Origin of the sequence: Frankia sp. Mgl5, from assembly GCF_023242985.1 — a bacterium.
GTDB lineage: Bacteria > Actinomycetota > Actinomycetes > Frankiales > Frankiaceae > Parafrankia > Parafrankia soli.
Genome location: NZ_JALKFY010000852.1, coordinates 35,109 through 53,861 on the forward strand (window position 1 = coordinate 35,109; position 18,753 = coordinate 53,861).

The window sequence follows — 18,753 nt, forward strand, 5'->3', positions numbered from 1 at the left end:
GGGGCCGCCCCCCCCCCAAACCCCGGGGGGCACCAGGGGGGCCCCGGGCCCGCCGCCGGGCGGGGGGGCCGGCCCCGGACGCGGACGGGAGTGCCCGATGAACGTCGGACACTCCCGTCCGGACGTCAACGCCCCCGTTCACCCACAGGCCACGTGGGCGCGGCAGGGGCCGAACCTGCGACCACTCGCTTGTAAGGCATGGATTACGCCAAGTGACACGACTCCCGTCACGGCTCGGTCTGTCCACTGGAGCCCATAGCCGTCCGTCGACGTCCGTACAGCGCGCGGCCGCACCATGATCGGCTGCGCGCCGGCCGGGACTGCGAACGGGGTGAGCAGCGAGAGCGGCGCGGGCACGGTCACCTGGTTCGAGTCGGGGGAACGCGCGCCGCACGGTCGGACTGGTCAGGGGGCGGGAGTCGGGATGGGGAGGAGGGTGGCGAGGGCGGTGGGGGCGCGGAGGGGAAGCAGGTGGTTCTCGCCGGGGACGACGGTGGTGCGGGTGTCGGGGAGCATCGTGGCGAGGTGGTCGACGAGGCGGTGGGTGAAGGGTGGGCTCTCGCCGCCGGCGACGAGATGGACCGGCTGCTCGATCCGGCGCGCCAGTTCCTCGTCGAAGTGCCACGCGGCGAGCGCCGGCACCTCGCCGGTGAAGCAGTAGCCGCAGTCGCGTTCGGCGCGTTCCAGGCCGGCTCGGCCGAGGGCGGACTCGATCACGGACCGGTGCTGCGGTCCGCACACCGCCGCCATGAAGGTGTCGAAGGCGGTGCGCAGGTCGCCCAGGGCGGCGGCGCCCATCGCCGCGCCCAGGGCGGGGCCGATCACGGCGGCGACCGTCGCCCGGTCCTGCGGCGGCAGGAGCGGGTCGATCAGTGGCGGCTCGACCAGGACGAGTTCGCCGACCAGCTCCGGGTGGTCGAGGGCCAGCTGTAGCGCGACCACGGTGCCGGAGGAGTGCGCGAGCACCCGGGCCCGCTCGATCCCGAGGCGGCGCAACAGGTCCGCGCACTCGGCGGCGTGGTCGGCCACCGACAGCGGCTCGGCGGGTGCGGGGTCCGAGTACCCGGTGCGGGTGACGCGGATCCGGCGCAGGCCCGCGACGGCCGGCTCGCGTTCGAACGGGACGAACCAGTCGGCGAAGACTGCTGCGTGGATCAGGACGAGCGGCTCGCCGTCGCCGCCGGAGTCGGTGTGTCGCATGGAGATTCTCCTGTTCTGGGTCTGTTGTTCTTGGGCTGTTCTCGGTCTGTGGCTCGGGTCAGTCGGCGTAGAGGCGGATCTCGATGCCGTCGGGGTCGTGCAGGCCGACGAGGACGGTGCCGCCGTGGTGGCCGGTGACGAGGCCGCCGTGCTTCTGGTCGATGGCGGCGAGGTGGTCGGCCCAGGCGTGGATGCCGTCCCGGGTCGGGACGCCGAGCGCGACGAGGTCGAAGCCGGAGAGGGCGGCGGCGCGCTCGGGGTCGTGCCGCAGCGCGATCTGGGTGGTGCCGTCCGGGGCTCCCAGGGCGACGCCACGGAGCTCGCCGTCCTCGGTGAACTCGATCGTCACCTGCAGCCCGAGTACCCGCTGGTACCACTGGCTGCTGGCGCGGACGTCGCTGACCGGGATCTTCACGTGGTGGATCGGTGCGAGGTCGGGCATGGCCCCTCCTTTGGCTAGAGCTCACTCTAGCGACTCATTGGAGTAGTCTCTAGCGAGTGAGTGATTCCGTCAAGGACGGGCCGAGTCGGGTCAAGGACAAGCCGAGTCGGGCCGAGAAGACCAGGCTGACCAGGCGGCGGATCGTCGCCGCGGCGGCGGAGCTGTTCCTCGACCAGGGCTACGGAGCGACGACGCTCGACCAGGTCGCGGCGCGTGCGGGAGTCGCCGTGCAGACCGTCTACTTCCACTTCGGGAACAAGGCGACGCTGCTCAAGGAAGCGCTCGACGTGGCCGCGGTCGGCGACGACGAGCCGGTCGCGCTACTCGACCGGCCGTGGCTCGAGGAGCTGACGGCCGAGCCCGACCCGGTCCGTGTGATCGAGCTCTGGACGAACGGCGGCCGCGAGATCATGGGGCGGGTGGCGCCGCTGCTCGCCGTCGTCCGCGGCACCGTCGGCACCGATCCCGACCTCGCGGCGCAGTGGGACGTCAACGAGGGCCAGCGCCGCGCCGCGTTCCGCGCTCTCGCCGGCCTGCTCGCCGACCGCGCGGCGCTCCGCCCGGGGCTCACCGTCGAGGACGCCGCCGATCTCGCCTTCCTGATCACCAGCGCCGAGAACTACATCGTCGCCACGGGCACCCTCGGCTGGTCGCCGGAACGCTGGCGGAGCACCACGGCCACGCTGCTCACCCAGGCGCTGCTCGGCGCAACGGCCTAGCGGCGGAGGGGGCGAGTGCCGCCGCGGTCGAGGTCGAGAAACTCGGGGGCGTGCAGCCGCACCATGATCGGCTGCACGCCGGCGATTCCGGCGACACAGAGGACGGGGAAGCGGGGGAGTCTCCGGCCGGCCCGGCCACCGGTCCGCGACGTCCGCGCCCGCCGGCCCCGAGGTCGGTCAGGATCGGCCACCGGCAGGATGGTCCCGTGGCGGAGCAGAGGGACAGGCGCTGGAACCACAACATCCACTACCATCCCCGCATCCTGCGCGCGATCCCCGCAGGCGCCCAGCGCGCCCTCGATGTCGGCTGTTGACCCGCATGCGCGACCTGCTGCGCCCCGGCGGGCTCTTGGCCCTCGTTGGCCTGGCCCGCAGCGCCATGCCCAACGATCTGCCACGCGAGCTTGCCGGGGTCGCCGTCAGCGCCGTCTATCGCGCTACGAAGGGTAGTTGGGAGCACCCGTCCCCGCTCGTGTGGCCACCGCCGGTGACGTATCGGCAGATGCGGGCCTTGGCCGCCGAGATCCTGCCCGGATCCCAGTACCGCCGCCACGTCCTGTGGCGCTACAGCATCATCTGGCGCCCCCCGAGCCAAGGGATCGGAACGTGACCAGAAGTCAATGCGGCCTTGAAAGGGCGATGGACACCCGCCTGTCACACCGCTCCTGACCTGCACTTTCGCTGTTCGGCGGCCGCCCGGTGGCCGAGTTTCGGCACGTATTTGGCGTGGACCATGGTCAACGAGGGTCGCGAGGCTGCCTCGGAACCGACCTCTTCCGACCCCACATGATCTCCTCGGTTCGGAGCTGCCTTATTAGAGCGGCCGGAACGGCGGAGCCGGCCCGGCCTTGCATCAGGCCCCGCCGGTGTCGCCCGACGTCCATGACTCTGGCCGCACCAGCCCTTCGGGTAGCCGGGTCTCCTCATCGCCCCGTGCCTCGTCGACCTGCTTCTGCGACAACCCCACCGCGCCGGCGAGGTCGGCTCCGTCCAGCCGGGCCTCGACAAGATTCACTTCGACCAGCCAAGCACCCGTGAAATCCGCTCCGACCAGCCGTGCACCGACGAGGTGTGCCCCCTCTAACCACGCGTCGGATGCTCCTATGGATGTCAGGTCTGCTCCCGCTAGCCGGGTACGGGTGAGGTCCGCTCCATCCAGCCAGGTGCGGGTCAGGTCCGCCCCGTCCAACTGAGCTCGGGTGAGATCCGCTTTGACCAACCGGGCATCGGTCAGGTTCGCGTTAACCAGCCGAGTCTCGGTGAGGTCCGCTTCCTCCAGCCAGGTGCGGGTCAGGTCCGCCCCTTCCAGGTGAGCCCGGGTGAGATCCGCCCCGCTCAGCCGAGCGTCGGTCAGATCCGCACCGGCCAACCGGGCACTGGTGAGATCTGCTCCGATCAGCTGAACGTTGGTCAGGTCCGCTGCGTCCAGGTGAATGCCGGTGAGGTCGGCTGGAGGGACCCCGGGCCGGGCGGGGAGCCGACCAAGGACGGCGAGCGCAGCGTGCGCATCAGTACCCAGCCGGACACTCCCCTCACTACCGGCGACACTGGCAGGAGGATGCCTCCAGCGTTGTCCAGGTGGTGGCCGCCGCTCCAGCAACGGGGCGGGCAGGGTGTGCTCGCGGAGAAACGCCGAGAGCACCTCAACGACCGTGCGCTGATCGGCCGCGCTGTCTCGAGCGATCCGTTCCAGCGCGTAGATTCCACCGAGGCGGCTATCGATGTCGGCCGTGCTGAGCAGGCCAATCGCGGTCGCGTACAGCTCACGGACGTGTGTGTTCTTGTTCGCCCGCCGTACTTCGGCATTGGCCTGCCGTGTCTCGTCCAAGGCGATCAGACCGCCGGCCACAGCGGTGAGCGCGGCAGCCGCCGTTAACAGCCCGCCTTGCAACGCTGCCCGCGCCTGGACCGCGCCATCGCTGGTATCCGGGTACATCCGGTCGGGCAGGTGCCAGACCCCCAACACCGCCAACACCGCCAGCACCGCGCCGAGTCCGGCGATCCCAGCGACGATCCACAGCCACCGTCGACCGGTCCGCCGACGAGCGCCCCCGTTGTCCACCATGGGCAGGGTTGTATGCCTTCGATGCTGCCGGGCGCTGAGAAACGACCCAGGCCGCGGCCCTGGACCTGGGCGGCCTTGTGTCACGTCTTGCGGTATTTCGTTCCGCTTGTCGCGCAATGGCGTGAGGTCCTAGCCTCAGCGTGACCGGTATGTGCGTCACCGCCCGGTGACGTCTGGCGATGGGCGAGGGGGCTGTGTGAGCGCGGGCCGACGGCATGCGGGACTGCTGCTGTGCGTGCTGCTCTTGGGTGCTCTCGTGGGCGGGTGCGGCTCGGACGGAGACGATCCGCTGCCGGTGCCGCCAGCGCCGTCGCGGCATGGGTCGGTCGGGTTCCGCACGCCCGGGCCGCTTAAGACGCTCAGGCTCACCCCGCCCGAGGTCGCCTCCGACGATAGCGTGAAGTACCACTACCTGTTTTTCTGGCGGTCGTTCATGGACGCCCAGTACCTCAGAGACCCGAACTTCCCGAAGTTGGCGCAGCGCGGGGAGGGGGAGGCTCTCGCGTTCGCTCGGACGTCGATCGAGGAGTACAAGAAAAACGGCTGGGTCCGTGTGATGAAGGACGGGTTCCAGACCCACTCGAAGGTACTCGAGCGCACAGACGGCACCGCCCGCGTCAGTGACGTCCAGGACTGGAGCGAGTGGCCGCTCACAGTCCGGGCCAGCGGGCAGGTCGTCGAGGGTTCCGCGCCGCGCCAGTGCATCACCGCTGACCTCGTTCGGCGGGACGACATCTGGGTGGTGGCCAGGCTGGTCTTCGTACAGAACGCATGCTGAGGCGGTCCGCCGCCCCGCGGCGTGGTGATGTCCGGCCTCCTTACGCTGGCCCTGCTGACGGGCCTGGTGGTGTTCGCGGCGCCCGTGATCGCGGCCGGTCCGGAATGCCCTCACGGGACGTCCGCCGGGTTGGGTGACTCGAGCGGCTGGTGGGTGTGCACCGATGATCCCGCCTCCGTGCCCGCTCCAGCTTCGCGGCCCCGGCCTGCCAGCGAGGCGGCTGACCGGCCGAGCTCGGGCGGGGGAGTAGCCGTTGACCCGTGCTCGAACCAGCGGAACTGGCCCTTCGATCCGATCAGTGGCACGGTTCCACCCACCGGCTGGGCTGGCGTCGGGCAGGGCGGCGGCTACGTGTACCAGACCTGCGACGGCGACAACCAGAATCCCCAGGGCGGGCCGGGCTGGGTATGGGTGGCCAACCCCGGCGATCCCGCCGGTGGTGCGCCTGCCGACGTGGTCAAGCAGATGAAGGCGCTGATCGTGACCGCGCCGGAGCCGGTCCGCGCCGAGCTGTCCACCCCGACCACCGGCCGGTTGATCACTGTGTGCGTCGACGCCGAGGTTCCTTCCGCTGGGGCCGGGGACCCGGCTGTGGCGGTCCGTTTGGCGCTGCGCAGTCTCGCGCGCCGCTTCCATCACCTGTCGTCCGAGATCAAGGATCTCGGACAAGATCCTCAGTTCTCTGGTTGCCGCAATCGCTCCGAAGCCGCTCGCCGTGAACGGTGTCGGCGCTGACAGTGCCGGTCAGCTGCTCGTCAGCGCCGGCGACAACCCTGACCGGCTGCGTTCCGAGGCCGCGTTCGCGATGTTGTGCGGCGTCGCCCCGCTGCCTGCCTCGTCCGGGCGGACGCACCGCTACCGGCTCAACCGGGGCGGGGACCGCCAGGCCAACGCCGCTCTCTACCGTGTCGTGGTCTGCCGGCTGCGCTGGGACCCGGCCACCCAGGCCTACGCCCAGCGCCGCACCGCCGAAGGCAAGACCAAGCAAGAGATCATCCGCTGCCTCAAGCGCTACGTGGCCCGGGAGATCTACGCGATCTTCACCGCCCCCACCACACCAAACAATCTTCCTGCGGCTACTTGAACTTCATGAGAGCCTTGATCCAGGACGACCGCTGTTGCCGCTCGCGACCCGGATCATCGAAGCGGCCATGCACCGCGTCCCAGCAGAGGAGCCCCCGCATCGTGAAGTGGCAGTGGATCGGCCTGGTCAGCTTCTCTCTGACCCTGCTGCCCGCAGGACTGGCATTGGCCGCCGACCGGGTGCCTCGCCGCCTGCGCGCCAGGCTGGCACGGGTACGCGCGTGTGGCTGGGGCCTGTTGCTGATGTACTCCGCAGCGCCCCTCAACGCGGTTCCGCGTCTGGCCGCCGCCTCCTTCGCCGTGACTCTCATCTGTAGCGCGGCCGGCAGCGTCCTGTGCTTCGCCGGCGGGCTGCTGGTGGGCATCGCGGTCAACCGACGCCAGAACCGCGCCGTCGACGGACCGCGGACCGTCGGCTGATCATCGACCCGGGGTGCGCGGTCACACCCCCAATATGATCACTATTGATGCAAGACAGGTGAGAGCCTCGGAAGACCGGGTGCTCATGGCCGCTTGACATCCATAGGAGCGTCGATCGACCAGCGGTGCTCCGTTCGGCCGGGTGCCCGCCGCCGGTGTCCGGTTACGTTCAGTGGGGCCGGTTGGCGAGGTGGCGCTGGAGGCTGGCGTGGCGGAACTCCCACACCGCGCCGGCCTGGCGCAGGACGCCGCGGTCGTAGGCATCGGCGAGGAAATCGATTAGGTGTAGAGGCTGCTTGCGGCGGGCGGCCAGCCACAACCGGGCCACTACCAGCCGTCCCCACGCCGAACTGAGCCCGCTCGCGAGCCCGACCGCGAGCCCGACAGTAAGGATTGGGAGTGCTCGTGGGGTGGCGCGGTGCGGTTCCCGTCGCTGCGCTCTCGTCCGAGCAGGTTGCCTCACCACTCGCCGCGGCGCCTTACGACCTGCGACATGCCTGTGTGTCGACGTGACTGAACGGAATGGTCCAGGGCAGTCAGGTGGCCGAGTGGGCTGGCCACACCGTGGCTGTGCTCTACCGGGTGTACGCGAAGTGCATCGACGGGGATGTCGACATCCAGCTCCGCCGGGTCGAGGCGGCACTGGGCATCAGCCGTCCGGACGCGCCTGGCGCCGGCGGCACGGATGCCAGGGCTGTGCCGCGCATGTGCCGCGAACTGCCGGACGCCGCTGGACCTGATCGGACGCCGCCGGACACGGCGGAGCGGTCGGCTGATGATCTGTCGGTGACCTGACCTCTGCAAATAAAGGGGAAACGGCCGATCAGAGTCCTGGGTGCGGGAGGGGGGATTTGAACCCCCACGCCCTAGGGCGGCAGATCCTAAGTCTGCTGCGTCTACCATTCCGCCACTCCCGCGTCCCTCCAGATTAGCGAGCCGCGGGACGGCCTTCGGGGTCGGGATGGGCGCGCGCCGTCCGAATCCTGCCCAGGTTCTGCCCGCGGCTCGGCTGCTATGGGGGTGGTGCGGGTGGGGAGACGATCGGTTCCGGCTGACTCCCGCGGGGGTCCGCGGCGATGTCGTTGATCACATTCATCGGGGTCGATGTTTGCCGTGCCGCATCTGGGGGCTTCGTCGGGTTTGGGATGGCGTGGGCTGGACAGGACTGTGACCAGCGTCGATGACCGCTTGGCCCATGGGGACGGCGCACAGCGAAGCCACGGAGCACGAGCCGAAGCAGGTGTCGTCGACCCAACAGTGCCCCCAGGGGGCGGGTGTCGCCGACGCGACCGACAGGCAGCCCCGTCCGGGTGCAGGGTGTACCTGCGCCGGTGGGCGCCTGGATGCCTCTGGGGGAAGATCTTCATGACGACCATCGCGGACGCCTCGCCGGACCGGCCGGACCAGTCTCCCGCCGCGGTGCGGGAGGAACGGGACCGGGCCCGCCGGCTGATCGACAACGGCCGGGCCACCATGGCGGTCATCGACACCGTCAGCGACACCGGGGTGCGCGTCGACGGGCGCACCGTCGCCGAGGTGCACCTGCTGGTGGAGCGCCCAGGCCAGGAGCCCTACCCGGTCACGCGCCGGGCGGTCGTTCCCGCGGACGAGGCGGGCGCGAGCCCGGTGGGTGACGCCCGGGGCGGTATTCCGAGCCAGCTCCGCCGCCGGGTGCCCGTCCTGGTCGATCCCGCCCGCCCGGACAACGTGCTGCTGCGATGGGACCTGCGGGTCGCGAGCTGAGTGACGGGGGAGAACCGGCGGTCAGCCGGCGAGAACCGGCGAGGCCGACTTCAGCCGGCCGACTTCAGCCGGCGAGGCCGATCTCCTTCAGCAGCTTCGCGACGTGGCCGGTGGCGCGAACGTTGTACTGCGCCTTCTCGATCCTGCCCTCGGCGTCGATGACGAACGTCGAGCGGATGACGCCCATGGTCTTCTTGCCGTACATCGTCTTCTCGCCGAAGGCTCCGTAGGCCGAGAGCACGGTCCGCTCCGGGTCGGAGAGCAGCGGGAAGGTGAGGCCCTCGTTGTCCCGGAACTTGACCAGCTTGGCCGGCTTGTCCGGTGAGATCCCGAGGACGTCGATACCCGCGTCGTTGAGCAGCGCGAGGTTGTCGCGGAAGTCGCAGGCCTGCTTGGTGCACCCGGGCGTGGACGCGGCCGGGTAGAAGTAGACGACGACCTTGCGCCCGCGGAACGACGCCAGCGAGACGTCCTTGCCGTCGGCGTCGGGCAGGGTGAAGTCCGGGGCGGGGTCGCCGGGGGAGAGCCGGGCAGCGGTGGCGGTCTCGGTCTCGGTCATGACGGAGAAGCTAGTCGTGGCCCCGGCGGGCCGGCAAACGTGGCAGTGGCATCGCGAGCGAAGCGGCCCCACGGCCGACAGACCGGCCACCCGGCGGACCACCCGGCAGACCACCGGCCGGCCAACCGATTGCTGGCCGGCCGAGGAGTTCGGACGTCCCGGTCAGCCCTTGGCCGCCGCGGAGACGGCGGCGCGCAGGCCGTCGGGGGTCAGCTGGTCGGCGGAGAGCTGCTTGCCGTCGACGAGCACGGTCGGGGTCGAGGTGACGCCGCTGCGGGAGGCGTCCTCGTCGACCTTCGCGACGTAGCCGTCGTACTTGCCGTCCCGCACCGCGCTGACGAAGGCGTCCGAGGTCAGGCCGACCGAGGCGCCCTTCTGGATGAGGGTGTCGGTCTGGTAGCCGCCGGTGTGCTCCTCCGGCTGGTCGGCGAACAGGGCGTCGTGGAACTCCTTGAACTTGCCCTCGTCGGCCGCGGCGGCACTGGCGTTCGCCGCCCGCTTCGACTCGTCGCCGAGGAACGACATGACGTGATAGTTGATCTTAATGTCGCCCGAGTCGATGAGGTCGCTGATCGTCGAGCCGGTGGTGCTCTCCAGGGACCCGCAGGCGGGGCACTGGAAGTCCTCGTAGAGGTCGAGGGTGACAAGCGCGTCAGCTTTCCCGACGACGATCGCGTTGTCGGGCCCCGTCGCGCTCGCCGGGAGAACGACCGGCTTGGACTCCTCCCGCGAGTTCTGCACGGCGAAGCCGATCACCCCGATCAGGACGAGCACGGCGGCGACGACCGAGCCGATGATGAGCTGCCTGCGCCGTCGTTCCCGGGCGGCCGCCGCCGCCCGGGCCGCCGCGACCTTCTCCCGCCGCTCCGCGGCCGTCACGCGTGGCCCCGATCCTGAGGGGGCGCCGGCGTGCTGCCGCCGGAGCTACGGCCGGGCGGCGCCGACGTCCGCGATGTCTTCCTCGTCCGCGATGCCATGGGTACTCCCGAGAAGGTCGTCCTCGTCGTCGAGGGGCTGTCGTGCTGGTCCGTTCAGAAGCCGGTCGACCGACAGGTAGCCCGCGGGCCACCGCGCCAGCAGCAGGCTGGCCAGCAGCAGCGCGCTGTCGCGAACGATCTCCTGGGTGTAGTGCGTGGGTGCCTCGGACGTCAGATCGCCGCCCGCGGAGAAGCAGCCGCAGTCGATGCGCAGGCCGCGGGCGGCCGCCGACGCGATCGCCGCGATGTAGACGGCGAACAGCACCGCCGAGATGGCGGCGGTCAGCCGGATGGTGAGGCCGACGATCAGCAGCACGCCGAGCGCGATCTCCACGAACGGCACGGCGTAGGCGACCGGGTCCACCAGCGCTTCGGGCAGGATCCGGAACGCGCGGACGGACCGCACCATGCCGTCCGGGTCGTTGATCTTCAGCGCGCCCGCGGCGAGCCAGAGGATGCCGAGGCCGACCCGCAGGACGGTGCTGGCCACGCGGGCGAACCGAAGCGTGCGCGGCGTCCCGGCGTTCCCTGCGTCTCCGGAAGCAGCGGACCCGGTGGCCCCCACGGCCGCGGTGGTCCCGGTCATCCGGCGGCGACCCGGGTCGGCCGGCTGTCGCCGGTTGTCAGGACGGTGTTCGTCGTCCCGGCTGTCCCGGCTGTCCCAGAGGACCCGAACGGCCCTGGTGCCGCGGTCACCCTCGGCGTCGCGGTGACCCTGGCCGCGCTGGTCGCCCTGGGCGTCGCGGTCGCGGTCCCGTCGCGCGGGTCGGTTCCGAGGGTCTCGGCCGTGAGGACGGGAAGGTCCGCGATGTAGTCGGCCACCGGGGTGCCGGCCAGGTAGAGCACGCGGGCGCGGGCGTCCCGGCCGAAGGCGATGACCTGGCTGCCATGGGTGACCAGGACGGATCCGTCCGCCTGGACCTTCGGTGCCTCCAGCGGGACGCCGATCGCCTCGGCCTGGGCCTGCACGTCCTTGAACGGCCCGCGTACGCCGATGAAGGTCGAGTCGAACTGGCTGAGCCAGCGGTCGAGGACGGGAGCGGTGTCACGGTCCGGGTCGGTGCTGACGAACACCACCGAGACCTGGTCCCGCACCGATCGGTCGACCTCGTCCAGGGCCGCGGCGATGTCGGCCATGGTGGTCGGGCAGACGTCCGGGCACATCGTGTAACCGAAGAAAAGCAGAGTGATCTTCCCTTGCGTTCGGGCGCGAAGATCGAACGGGCGCCCGTCGGTATCGGTCAGGTTGAGCGCCGGCTTCGCGAAGCGTTCGGTTGGGACAACGCCGTGTAGTCCCCCGTCGGTTCCACCGGCGTCGACGATCGTCACCCCGGTGCCGTCGCCGCCGTTGGAGCAGGCGCCGAGTGTCGCGCTGACTACGACGATGATCCCGATCAGCAGGGCGGACGACGTCCGTCCGCGACGGGTAGTTGAAAGGTAACTGATGGTGGATGGATTCCTGGTCACGGACACCTGATTCCTGCGGAGATCTGGGCGATACCGACACACACCGCGCCGCCGGGCTGGCGTGGTCAGCGCGCGGGGCACCGCGTGCCGGGCAGCGCGCACGGCGCACCGCCCAGAGCTGAGCCCGCGACGGGGCCACACCTGGGCAACGCCTGCCGGCGACGGTCAGACCACGGACATTCGGCCTGACCTCAGAAATCTGACGCCAGAGATCGGGCGCGAGCGGTCTGACGGCCAGCGGCCAGGCGTCGGGTCGGGCCTGGTGGGTGGGGAAGGGGCGCGGACGGATCGCGGCGCCTGGCGCCGGTCGCGTCGCTACGCCGTTTCAGCAGCTCGCGATGGCCGGCGGGCCTCGGGACGGCGTCGCCGCCCACGGGCGGTCGAGTGCGCGGAGCGCGGGTAGGTGCGGTGCGCGGACGATCCGGCGCGGCACCGGGACCAGCGCGACGGGAGCCCGCAGCGCGGACAGGCACGACCCGAGCGTCAGGCAGGCGGCGCGCAGCACCTGGCAGCCGCGGCTGGTCCACCAGGAGGCCGCGGCAGCCGCCAGGGTGTGGGCGAGCAGCACCGCGATGCTGTGCCCCTGGAGGCCGTGCCCCTGGAGGAGCTGGCCGTACAGCCCGTGGCTGTGGACGCCGTACTGGGACAGCCGCGCCGCGGCCGCGGCCAAGCCGCCGCTGTCGGTGGTCGGCGGGGCGCCGAGCGGTCGGCCGGCGAGCGCCGCCGCGAGCTGCCCGGGGGAGGCGAGCGCCCCACCGGGGCCGCTGCCGGGCGCGCAGAGCAGGCCTTTGAGTGAGGTGCCGCCGGGTGGCCCGGCCCGCCCGGCCCCGGCGAGCAGCAGGACATGCACCCCGGCCTGGACGCCGAGCAGCGCGGGGAACGAGCGGGGACCACCGACCCGGCGCCGTCCGGCTGTGGCCGTGGCCCCGGCACCGGGCCGGCCGCCGCGTGACCCGGCCGAGTGGGCTGAGCGGGCGAGATCACTACCGGCGCACAGTGCGACGATGGCGGCGACGGACAGCGCCATGCCGGCGGGCGCGGGTGCTTCGGTGTGCGCGGTCGGCAGGTGGGCCAGCAGGGCGAGCGCGACCGTGGGCACGGCGAAGGCCAGACCTGGGAGCACCGCGGACGCGAGGCGGTGGGCCAGCCCGGTGAACCGCGCCCCGCACCGGCCGACGTGCACGCCTTCAGCGTAGTGCCGCTCCCGGCCCGTCCGGATCGGGCCCGACGCGCTTCCGGAGCTGCTCCGGTGGTCGTCGGGCGTGGCGCGTGCCTGTCGGTGTCCGCCCCGGGCGGCTGGACGTCCGCCCACGAGGGGGGTCGACCGATAAGGGGTCGGCGGGGACAACTCACACCGAGCGGTAGGGGCGCCCCGACCGGGGTGCTGACCAGGTTCGCAAGTGCCACCGGAGCGGCGCCGGTCACCTGGAACCCGCAGGTCCGCGGACATGGTCCGCCGTTTCGTCGCGCTGGGGAGGGGCTGGTCTGGCACGATCGAGTCGGGTCGTCAGCCCGACCCCGTCCACCCAGTAAGAGAACCGAGAGGGCGACATCGGTGCCGCAGGATCCGGCCGTCATCCAGCGTCAGATCGAACAGACCCGCGCAGAGCTGGCCGAGACCGTCGACGCGATCGCGGAGATCGTCAGTCCGAAGCGGGTGGCCGAACGAGCGAACGAGCAGGTCCGGGCCAAGGTGGCTGAGTTGCGCGAGCGGTTCGCCCCGGGTAGCGCCGCGCGGTCCGCGCTCGGTGCGGCGCCCGCCGGGCACCGCGCGATCGGGGCCGGCACGACCGAGAGCGGCACACTCGGTGGCGGCCTGCCGGGCACGGTCGGCTCGGCACCGGGTGCGGACGGCGCGGCGGGCGAGGGCGGCCCGACCCAGGTGGTGCGGACGGTTCGATGGGACAGGGTCGCGCTGGTGACGGCGGCGGTCGTGCTGCTCGTGGGGGCGCGCCGCCGCCGGCACCGGAGCCGGTGACCTCGGAGCCGGTGACCTCGGAGCCGGTGGGTCCGGTGGTGGTTCCCGCCGGTCGGGTCACGCTGATCCGGCACGGCGAGACCGAGTGGAGTCGCACCGGTCGGCACACCGGGCACACCGACGTTCCCCTCACCGCCGAGGGTGAGCGCCAGGCCGCCGCGCTGCGGGCGGCGCTGGTGGGCCGGCGGTTCGTCCTGGTCGCGACGAGCCCGCGGCGCCGGGCGGCGCACACCGCCGAGATCGCGGGCCTGTGCCCGCCAGCCGGCGAGCCGGGAACCATCGAGCCGGGAACCATCGAGACACAGGCCGCTGGGACGCCGGCCGCCGCGCCGGGAGCTGAGGACTGCGTCGTCTGGCCGGAGCTCGCCGAGTGGGACTACGGGGACTACGAGGGAGTCACCACCGCGCGGATCCGTGAGGATCATCCCGGCTGGACGGTCTTCACCGGCGACGTGCCGGGCGGGGAGACCGCCGATGAGGTGGGGCGGCGCGCAGACCTCGTCCTCGGCCGGGTGGTGCCGCTGCTCGCACACGGGGACGTGGCGTTGCTCGGGCACGGCCACATGCTCCGGGTGCTGGTGGCGCGGTGGCTGGGCCTGCCCCCGACGGCCGGGGCCCACTTCGTGATCGAGCCGGCGGGAGTCTCGGAGCTCGGGTTCGAGCACGAGAACCGGGTGCTGCGGCAGCTCAACGCCCGTCCCGCCCCACCGACTCACTACTGAAAGTAACCACCGATCGTCCGCGTGCGAGCCCGCCGATCCGGCGGTGTCCGCGGCGTGTGGTCGGTGGAAGACGAGGCTTGGTCGAGAGGGAGCGGGCCCGGGACCGGGTGGTCTCGGGCCCGCTCCGCTGCCGGTCAGAAGACCGGGCAGCGGCCGTCGAGGAGTGATGGTCCTCGAGGCGGTGGTCTCGGGTGCGATCGTCTCAGCGGCGGGGGTCCGGGGGTCTCAGAGGTCGCCGCGGCGGCGCATCATCGCGAGCGCGGTCACCCCGGGCAGGATCGGCAGCCAGTAGCTGATCAGGCGGAAGACCAGGACGGCAGCGAACATGGTCGCCGCCGTGCCACCCGACGCGGTGAGCCCGATGACGAGCGCCGGTTCGATGGCCCCGACGCTGCCGGCTGTCGGCGCCGCGCCCGCGACGGCCGAGCCGACCAGGTACACGGCGGTGATCGAGGCGATGCTCAGCCCGCTCTCGAACGACCACACCGCGCAGGCGAGGCCCATGACCTGTGCGGCTTTCGTGGCTGCGGTGCTGGTCACGAGCACGACCGTCCGGCCGGGCGAGCGGGCGAGTACCGCCAGGTGCGCGCGGAAGCCCCGCAGCGCGGGCCGCAGCCTCGTGCGTACCCGCGGGTGCGCGGCGGCGGTGCCGATCCCCACACCGACCACGGTGAGCCCGGCCGCGACGGGGCCGGCTCCGATCCCGTTCACCGTCATCCGGACGGGCGCCGTCACCGCCTCGCCGACGCCGGAGCCGCGCAGGGTGCCGGCGACGAGCGCGATCCCGGCCAGGTGGACGAGGAACGCGGCGCCCTTGATCGACGCCACGGCGGCCACCGCGGCGGGACGGGTCATCCCGCGGCGTTCCAGGAAGCGCAGGTGCACGGCGATGGCGCCCAGGCCCGCCGGGACGACTCGGTTCGCCGCGGCCGCGGCGAGCTGGGAGGCGGTGGCCGTGCCCAGGCTCATCCGCAGCCCGCTCGCCGCCCGCACGCTCACGCCGTGCGCCACGTAGAAGAGCACCGAGGCGAGCAGGCAGACCACGAGCCAGTGCCAGCGCGGCGCGGGGACGTTGGAGAGGGTGCCGAGAACGTCCGAACGGAACCGGGTGCCGACGAGTGCGCCGACGACGCCGACGACCACGACGGCGGCCAGGACACGCAGGCGCGTCCGGCGCAGGCCGAACCCGCGGGGGGCCCGGATGAGCTCGACGGCGACGGCGGCGGCGCCGGTGGCGTCCACCCCGCCGAGCACCGCGGGCACGTCGGCCGGCGTGACACCGGTGCGCCCGGCGCGCGCGTCGGCGGGGGCGGTCCGCTCCGGCGGGAGCAGCGCCTCCTTGACCGTGGACCTGGCGGGTCGGGGCCCGCCGCGGCCGGACGTCGGACGTTCGCCATGGGCGGGAGCCCTGCGCTCGCCGACCCGTCGGTGACGGGGCAGTGTCGGCCCGGGAACAAGCGGTGCAGCCGCGGCGTTGTCGGCGTTCAGCGCGACCGGGACGTTCAGCGCGACCGGGATCTCGATGTCTACCCCCAGTGTCCGGAAGCCTCGCCGCTCACGCTACGGCGCACGCCTGAACGGCACCTGAATGTGCTTCATTGTGCGGCTGGCCGAGCAAGGTCGCCGACCGGGGAATCAGGACAGACGAGACAGCGGAGCGCACGGGCCACAGCATGGCGTAGTCATCCCCCCGCAACGCTGTCCGATGCCTGCCGGACACACTGTGACGTGGTCGTATGCTCCCTGTGAAGGGCCCGGGAGGTAACAGTTGGATGGCCGTAACGGGCCCGTGGGGTGCCGCCGCTGCGGGCGGCGGCCGGGGGAGGCCCCGGCCGCCCCGAGGGCTCAGCGGGTAGACCCGTTCGTGGGGTGTGCCGACCCCCCGTCGGTGTACCAGCGGGGCTGGCGGTCGGTCAGCCAGTCGGTGATCGCCCGCCCGGCGCGCGCCGGGCGGAACTCGACGGACCGTAGCCGGGACGGCCGGAGGGTGACGATGTCGATGTCGTCGATCCGGCTGCCGAACTCCGCATAGCGCGGCACGGCCCCCGCGAAGACCACATCGATGCGCTGGGACGTCCCGCCGACGGGGTCGAGATGCTCGACGCCGCCGACGAAGTCGAGGGAGCGCACCTCGAAGCCGGCCGTCCGGCGCAGTACGCGGTGCAGCACCTCCTCCACCCCCTCGCCCGGTGGGACGTGCCCGCCGAGCAGGAAGAACCAGGGCTGGCCGCGATGGTTGGCGACGACCACGAGATCGCCGAAGGTCAGGAAGACCCGGGCGTGCAGCGACCGGCCCGGCCGCGGCCCCGCGGGCACCGCCCGCGCCCCGGGCACCGGCGCGTGCGGCCGCCGGGCGGCGTCGGCCGGGTTCATCGCCCGACCGCCTGGACGGCGAGCGCGCCCGAGCGAAGCCCCAGCGTGTCGGCGGCGTCCTGGACGACCCGCCGCTCGGCCGGATCGAAGTACCCGTCGGCCCGGCCGATCACCGCCCCGATGCGCAGCACCGCCCACGAACGAACCGGGTCACCGCGGACCTTGCCGATCTCGCGCATCGCCGCGCGGCGGCCGGCGGCGAGATCCGAGCGCAGCCGGGCGACGTGCAGGTCGAACAGCAGCTCCAGGTCGGCCCGCGGGTAGTCCGCCAGCACGTCCTCGGCGTGGATGGACGCGGTCATCGCGTCACGCTCGGCGGGGTCGACATACCCGTCGGCGGCCGCGACCAGCGCGCACATCGCCACCGCGGCGTCCCGGAACACCTCGCCCCGCACGTCCTCGCGGCGGGCGGTGAGCTGGGCCCGCAGGGTCCGCACCGACTGGCGCAGGCCGGTCCACCAGGGCTCGGCGTCCGCGACCGCGAGCCCGCGCCAGGACGGCCACCGATCGGCCCACCACGACATCGCCGCGTGGCCGACCGCGGGCGGCTGGATCGTGAGTGCGGGCCCGGAATCGCTCTCGTAGGGGTGGACCAACGTCAGCCCCGGGGGAAGCGAGTGCCCGCCGGCGAGTCCCGCCGGCTCGAGGGTTACGGCGTAGAGCACGGTCAGGGTGTGCGCGGACGTCGTCCCGTCCGTCGCGGCCGCCGTCTCCGCGGGTGTCCTGTCCGCGGGCGTGTCCCCGGGTACCCCGTCCGGGGTCCTGTCCGGGGGCGCGTCCGTGGGTGAGCTGCGCGGGCTGGGTGCCGGGGTGGGTCGCCACGCCCCGCTGTGCTCGACGCAGCCCGCGAAGACGGGCCGCCCCGCCGCGGACAGGACGGCCCGCAGGAGCCGCTCGGCGGCGTCCAGGGACGACTCGCCCGGCCGGGCGGAGCCGCCCGGGAACCGCGGGCCCGCGGCGTCGTCAGCGCGGACCAGCAGACCGCCGTCGACCTCGATGAGTAGCGCTATTTCCAGAGAGACCTGTGTCGACATCGGCATGCCGCCCCCAATCGTGACGCCCCGTCGTCACCTGGCTGCTGATACGCCGCCATCATCCACCTCCCCCCGAAGATTTCGCCGCACTATGGCCGAATGGTGGCACGGTGTCGCGGATCCGGGTCGCCGGACGGCCGCCGGGCGTGGCCGAAGGCGGGCGTCGCCGGCCCGTGGGGGAGCGGCCGCACACTGGACCGGCGCCGACCGTGACGCGCCGTGACGGTCCGCCTGCTTGCCGGTGGGGCCGCGTCGCGGTGCGCTGTGCGGCGCTGGGCTGGGCTGGCACGGCTGCTCTGGCGCGCGGCGGCCGGGGCGGCGCGCTGCCGGGTTGATGTGGGCGGGCCGGTGTGTGGTCCGTGGGCGCGGGAGGAGGGACGTGATGTGGGCGGCTTTGTCGCGCGGCTACGAACGGGTGATCGTCGAGCCTGGGAAGCAGCCGTTGCTGGCGCTCCTCGTCGCGTTCATCCTCACGTTCCTGTTCATCCGGCTGAGTGTGCGCATGATCCGTGCGGGCGTGCGCTGGTGGCCGGGCAACGTCGCGGTCGGCGGGGTGCACGTCCACCACGCCGTCTTCGGCATCGCCTTCGTGCTGCTCGCCGGGGTGGGCGCGTTCTCGCCCGCGGGGGGGCGGTCGCCCTGGTGGGATCTGCTGGCGATTCTGTTCGGCGTGGGCGCGGCGCTCATCCTCGACGAGTTCGCGCTGGTACTGCGGCTGAAGGACGTCTACTGGTCCGAACAGGGCCGGATGTCGGTGGACGCGGTCATCCTGGGCGCGGCGTTCACGGCACTGCTGATCGTCGGCGCGACACCACTGGGCGTGGACGGCCTCGACACCGGAGACCACCTCGCGCTGTGGGACCTCATCGTCGTGCTCGGCATCAACATCGTGGCGGTGAGCTGCAGCTTCCTCAAGGGCCGCGTCGGCTTCGGTGTCGTCGGCCTGCTCATTCCGCTGGTCGCGGTGGTCGGGGCGGTCCGCCTGGCGCGGCCCGGCTCGGCCTGGGCGCACCGGCGTTACCCTGAAGGGTCCCGCAAGGCCGAGCGGGCCGCCCGGCGCGCGGCCCGGTTCGCCGCCCGCTGGCGGCCGCGCCGGGACAGGTTCTTCGACCTGATCGCCGGCCGTCCGGACGACGAGACGGATCACGCGGGTCGCGGGGACTCAGGCCGGGGGAGCTGACGGCGGCGCTGAG

General features: G+C 72.5%; 23 protein-coding genes, 1 tRNA gene and 1 pseudogene. 11 read left to right on the forward strand and 14 right to left on the reverse strand.

The features are described 5' to 3' along the window. Positions 1-405: 405 nt before the first annotated feature. Both MXD62_RS37470 and MXD62_RS37475 read right to left on the reverse strand, forming a co-directional pair. Positions 406-1,200, reverse strand: coding sequence for an alpha/beta fold hydrolase (locus MXD62_RS37470; protein WP_248834053.1), 795 nt, complete (start codon positions 1,198-1,200; stop codon positions 406-408). Between the two features lie 58 nt (positions 1,201-1,258). Beyond that, on the reverse strand, positions 1,259-1,642 hold the full coding sequence (locus MXD62_RS37475) for a VOC family protein (RefSeq protein ID WP_248834054.1): 384 nt from the start codon (positions 1,640-1,642) through the stop codon (positions 1,259-1,261). 56 nt (positions 1,643-1,698) lie between these two features. Between MXD62_RS37475 and MXD62_RS37480 the strand changes: the two genes are divergently transcribed. Beyond that, positions 1,699-2,361 carry a TetR/AcrR family transcriptional regulator gene (locus MXD62_RS37480; RefSeq protein ID WP_248834055.1) on the forward strand — a complete coding sequence of 221 codons (663 nt, stop codon included), beginning with the start codon at positions 1,699-1,701 and terminating at the stop codon, positions 2,359-2,361. A gap of 319 nt (positions 2,362-2,680) precedes the next feature. Continuing rightward, the gene (locus tag MXD62_RS37485) at positions 2,681-2,971 is read left to right on the forward strand and encodes a hypothetical protein (RefSeq protein WP_248834056.1); all 291 of its coding nucleotides are present in this window, start codon (positions 2,681-2,683) and stop codon (positions 2,969-2,971) included. 243 nt (positions 2,972-3,214) lie between these two features. Here the strand turns inward: MXD62_RS37485 and MXD62_RS37490 are convergent, their stop codons facing one another. Further along, entirely contained in the window at positions 3,215-4,345 is a 1,131-nt protein-coding gene (locus MXD62_RS37490) for a pentapeptide repeat-containing protein (RefSeq protein ID WP_308301387.1), read from the reverse strand. Between the two features lie 316 nt (positions 4,346-4,661). Here MXD62_RS37490 and MXD62_RS37495 point away from each other — a divergent pair, with 316 nt between their 5' ends. Continuing rightward, entirely contained in the window at positions 4,662-5,204 is a 543-nt protein-coding gene (locus MXD62_RS37495; RefSeq protein WP_248834057.1) for a xylanase, read from the forward strand. A gap of 110 nt (positions 5,205-5,314) precedes the next feature. On the opposite strand, the gene MXD62_RS37500 is transcribed toward MXD62_RS37495, so the two are convergent. After that, positions 5,315-5,509, reverse strand: coding sequence for a hypothetical protein (locus tag MXD62_RS37500; RefSeq protein ID WP_248834058.1), 195 nt, complete (start codon positions 5,507-5,509; stop codon positions 5,315-5,317). Between the two features lie 46 nt (positions 5,510-5,555). On the opposite strand from MXD62_RS37500, the gene MXD62_RS37505 reads away from it, so the two are divergent. The 3 genes from MXD62_RS37505 to MXD62_RS37515 all read left to right on the forward strand — a co-directional run bounded on the left by MXD62_RS37505 (position 5,556) and on the right by MXD62_RS37515 (position 6,707). After that, positions 5,556-5,939 carry a hypothetical protein gene (locus MXD62_RS37505; RefSeq protein ID WP_248834059.1) on the forward strand — a complete coding sequence of 128 codons (384 nt, stop codon included), beginning with the start codon at positions 5,556-5,558 and terminating at the stop codon, positions 5,937-5,939. Then, positions 5,920-6,288, forward strand: a complete 369-nt coding sequence (locus MXD62_RS37510) for a transposase (protein ID WP_248834060.1) — start codon at positions 5,920-5,922, stop codon at positions 6,286-6,288. Before MXD62_RS37505 ends, MXD62_RS37510 begins: the two co-directional genes overlap by 20 nt. Before the next feature lie 101 nt (positions 6,289-6,389). Then, positions 6,390-6,707 (forward strand): hypothetical protein, encoded by a 318-nt coding sequence (locus tag MXD62_RS37515; RefSeq protein WP_248834061.1) that lies wholly within the window; start codon positions 6,390-6,392, stop codon positions 6,705-6,707. Between the two features lie 169 nt (positions 6,708-6,876). Here MXD62_RS37515 and MXD62_RS37520 read toward each other — a convergent pair whose 3' ends face one another. Next, complete coding sequence (locus tag MXD62_RS37520) at positions 6,877-7,035, reverse strand: hypothetical protein (protein WP_248834062.1); 159 nt, start codon at positions 7,033-7,035, stop codon at positions 6,877-6,879. A 107-nt stretch (positions 7,036-7,142) separates the two neighbouring features. On the opposite strand from MXD62_RS37520, the pseudogene MXD62_RS37525 reads away from it, so the two are divergent. After that, a pseudogene (locus MXD62_RS37525) lies at positions 7,143-7,502 on the forward strand (integrase); the annotation flags it as partial. A gap of 41 nt (positions 7,503-7,543) precedes the next feature. On the opposite strand, the gene MXD62_RS37530 reads toward MXD62_RS37525, so the two are convergent. Beyond that, a tRNA-Leu gene (locus MXD62_RS37530) sits at positions 7,544-7,624 on the reverse strand. Positions 7,625-8,072: 448 nt separating this feature from the next. Between MXD62_RS37530 and MXD62_RS37535 the strand changes: the two genes are divergently transcribed. Further along, complete coding sequence (locus tag MXD62_RS37535) at positions 8,073-8,450, forward strand: hypothetical protein (RefSeq protein WP_248834064.1); 378 nt, start codon at positions 8,073-8,075, stop codon at positions 8,448-8,450. A 64-nt stretch (positions 8,451-8,514) separates the two neighbouring features. Here the strand turns inward: MXD62_RS37535 and bcp are convergent, their stop codons facing one another. From bcp to MXD62_RS37560, 5 genes are all read right to left on the reverse strand, one after another. Then, complete coding sequence (gene bcp / locus MXD62_RS37540; protein WP_112105582.1) at positions 8,515-9,009, reverse strand: thioredoxin-dependent thiol peroxidase; 495 nt, start codon at positions 9,007-9,009, stop codon at positions 8,515-8,517. A gap of 162 nt (positions 9,010-9,171) precedes the next feature. After that, complete coding sequence (locus MXD62_RS37545) at positions 9,172-9,888, reverse strand: thioredoxin domain-containing protein (protein WP_248834065.1); 717 nt, start codon at positions 9,886-9,888, stop codon at positions 9,172-9,174. 45 nt (positions 9,889-9,933) lie between these two features. Continuing rightward, positions 9,934-10,476 (reverse strand): MauE/DoxX family redox-associated membrane protein, encoded by a 543-nt coding sequence (locus MXD62_RS37550; protein WP_248834066.1) that lies wholly within the window; start codon positions 10,474-10,476, stop codon positions 9,934-9,936. 92 nt (positions 10,477-10,568) lie between these two features. Beyond that, a complete protein-coding gene (locus tag MXD62_RS37555) occupies positions 10,569-11,453 on the reverse strand; it encodes an SCO family protein (RefSeq protein ID WP_248834067.1) in 885 nt (294 codons plus the stop codon). A gap of 325 nt (positions 11,454-11,778) precedes the next feature. Continuing rightward, entirely contained in the window at positions 11,779-12,636 is an 858-nt protein-coding gene (locus MXD62_RS37560) for a hypothetical protein (protein WP_248834068.1), read from the reverse strand. A 372-nt stretch (positions 12,637-13,008) separates the two neighbouring features. Between MXD62_RS37560 and MXD62_RS37565 the strand changes: the two genes are divergently transcribed. Then, on the forward strand, positions 13,009-13,431 hold the full coding sequence (locus MXD62_RS37565; protein ID WP_248834069.1) for a DUF3618 domain-containing protein: 423 nt from the start codon (positions 13,009-13,011) through the stop codon (positions 13,429-13,431). Next, a complete protein-coding gene (locus MXD62_RS37570) occupies positions 13,428-14,153 on the forward strand; it encodes a histidine phosphatase family protein (protein ID WP_248834070.1) in 726 nt (241 codons plus the stop codon). Before MXD62_RS37565 ends, MXD62_RS37570 begins: the two co-directional genes overlap by 4 nt. A 225-nt stretch (positions 14,154-14,378) precedes the next feature. Here the strand turns inward: MXD62_RS37570 and MXD62_RS37575 are convergent, their stop codons facing one another. The 3 genes from MXD62_RS37575 to MXD62_RS37585 form a co-directional block, all read right to left on the reverse strand. Next, positions 14,379-15,416 (reverse strand): YbhN family protein, encoded by a 1,038-nt coding sequence (locus MXD62_RS37575; RefSeq protein ID WP_248834071.1) that lies wholly within the window; start codon positions 15,414-15,416, stop codon positions 14,379-14,381. A gap of 582 nt (positions 15,417-15,998) precedes the next feature. Next, positions 15,999-16,526, reverse strand: coding sequence for an NUDIX domain-containing protein (locus MXD62_RS37580; protein WP_248834072.1), 528 nt, complete (start codon positions 16,524-16,526; stop codon positions 15,999-16,001). Then, positions 16,523-17,560 (reverse strand): tellurite resistance TerB family protein, encoded by a 1,038-nt coding sequence (locus tag MXD62_RS37585; RefSeq protein WP_248834073.1) that lies wholly within the window; start codon positions 17,558-17,560, stop codon positions 16,523-16,525. Before MXD62_RS37585 ends, MXD62_RS37580 begins: the two co-directional genes overlap by 4 nt. 382 nt (positions 17,561-17,942) lie before the next feature. Between MXD62_RS37585 and MXD62_RS37590 the strand changes: the two genes are divergently transcribed. Beyond that, the gene (locus tag MXD62_RS37590; protein WP_248834106.1) at positions 17,943-18,740 is read left to right on the forward strand and encodes a hypothetical protein; all 798 of its coding nucleotides are present in this window, start codon (positions 17,943-17,945) and stop codon (positions 18,738-18,740) included. Positions 18,741-18,753: the final 13 nt, after the last annotated feature.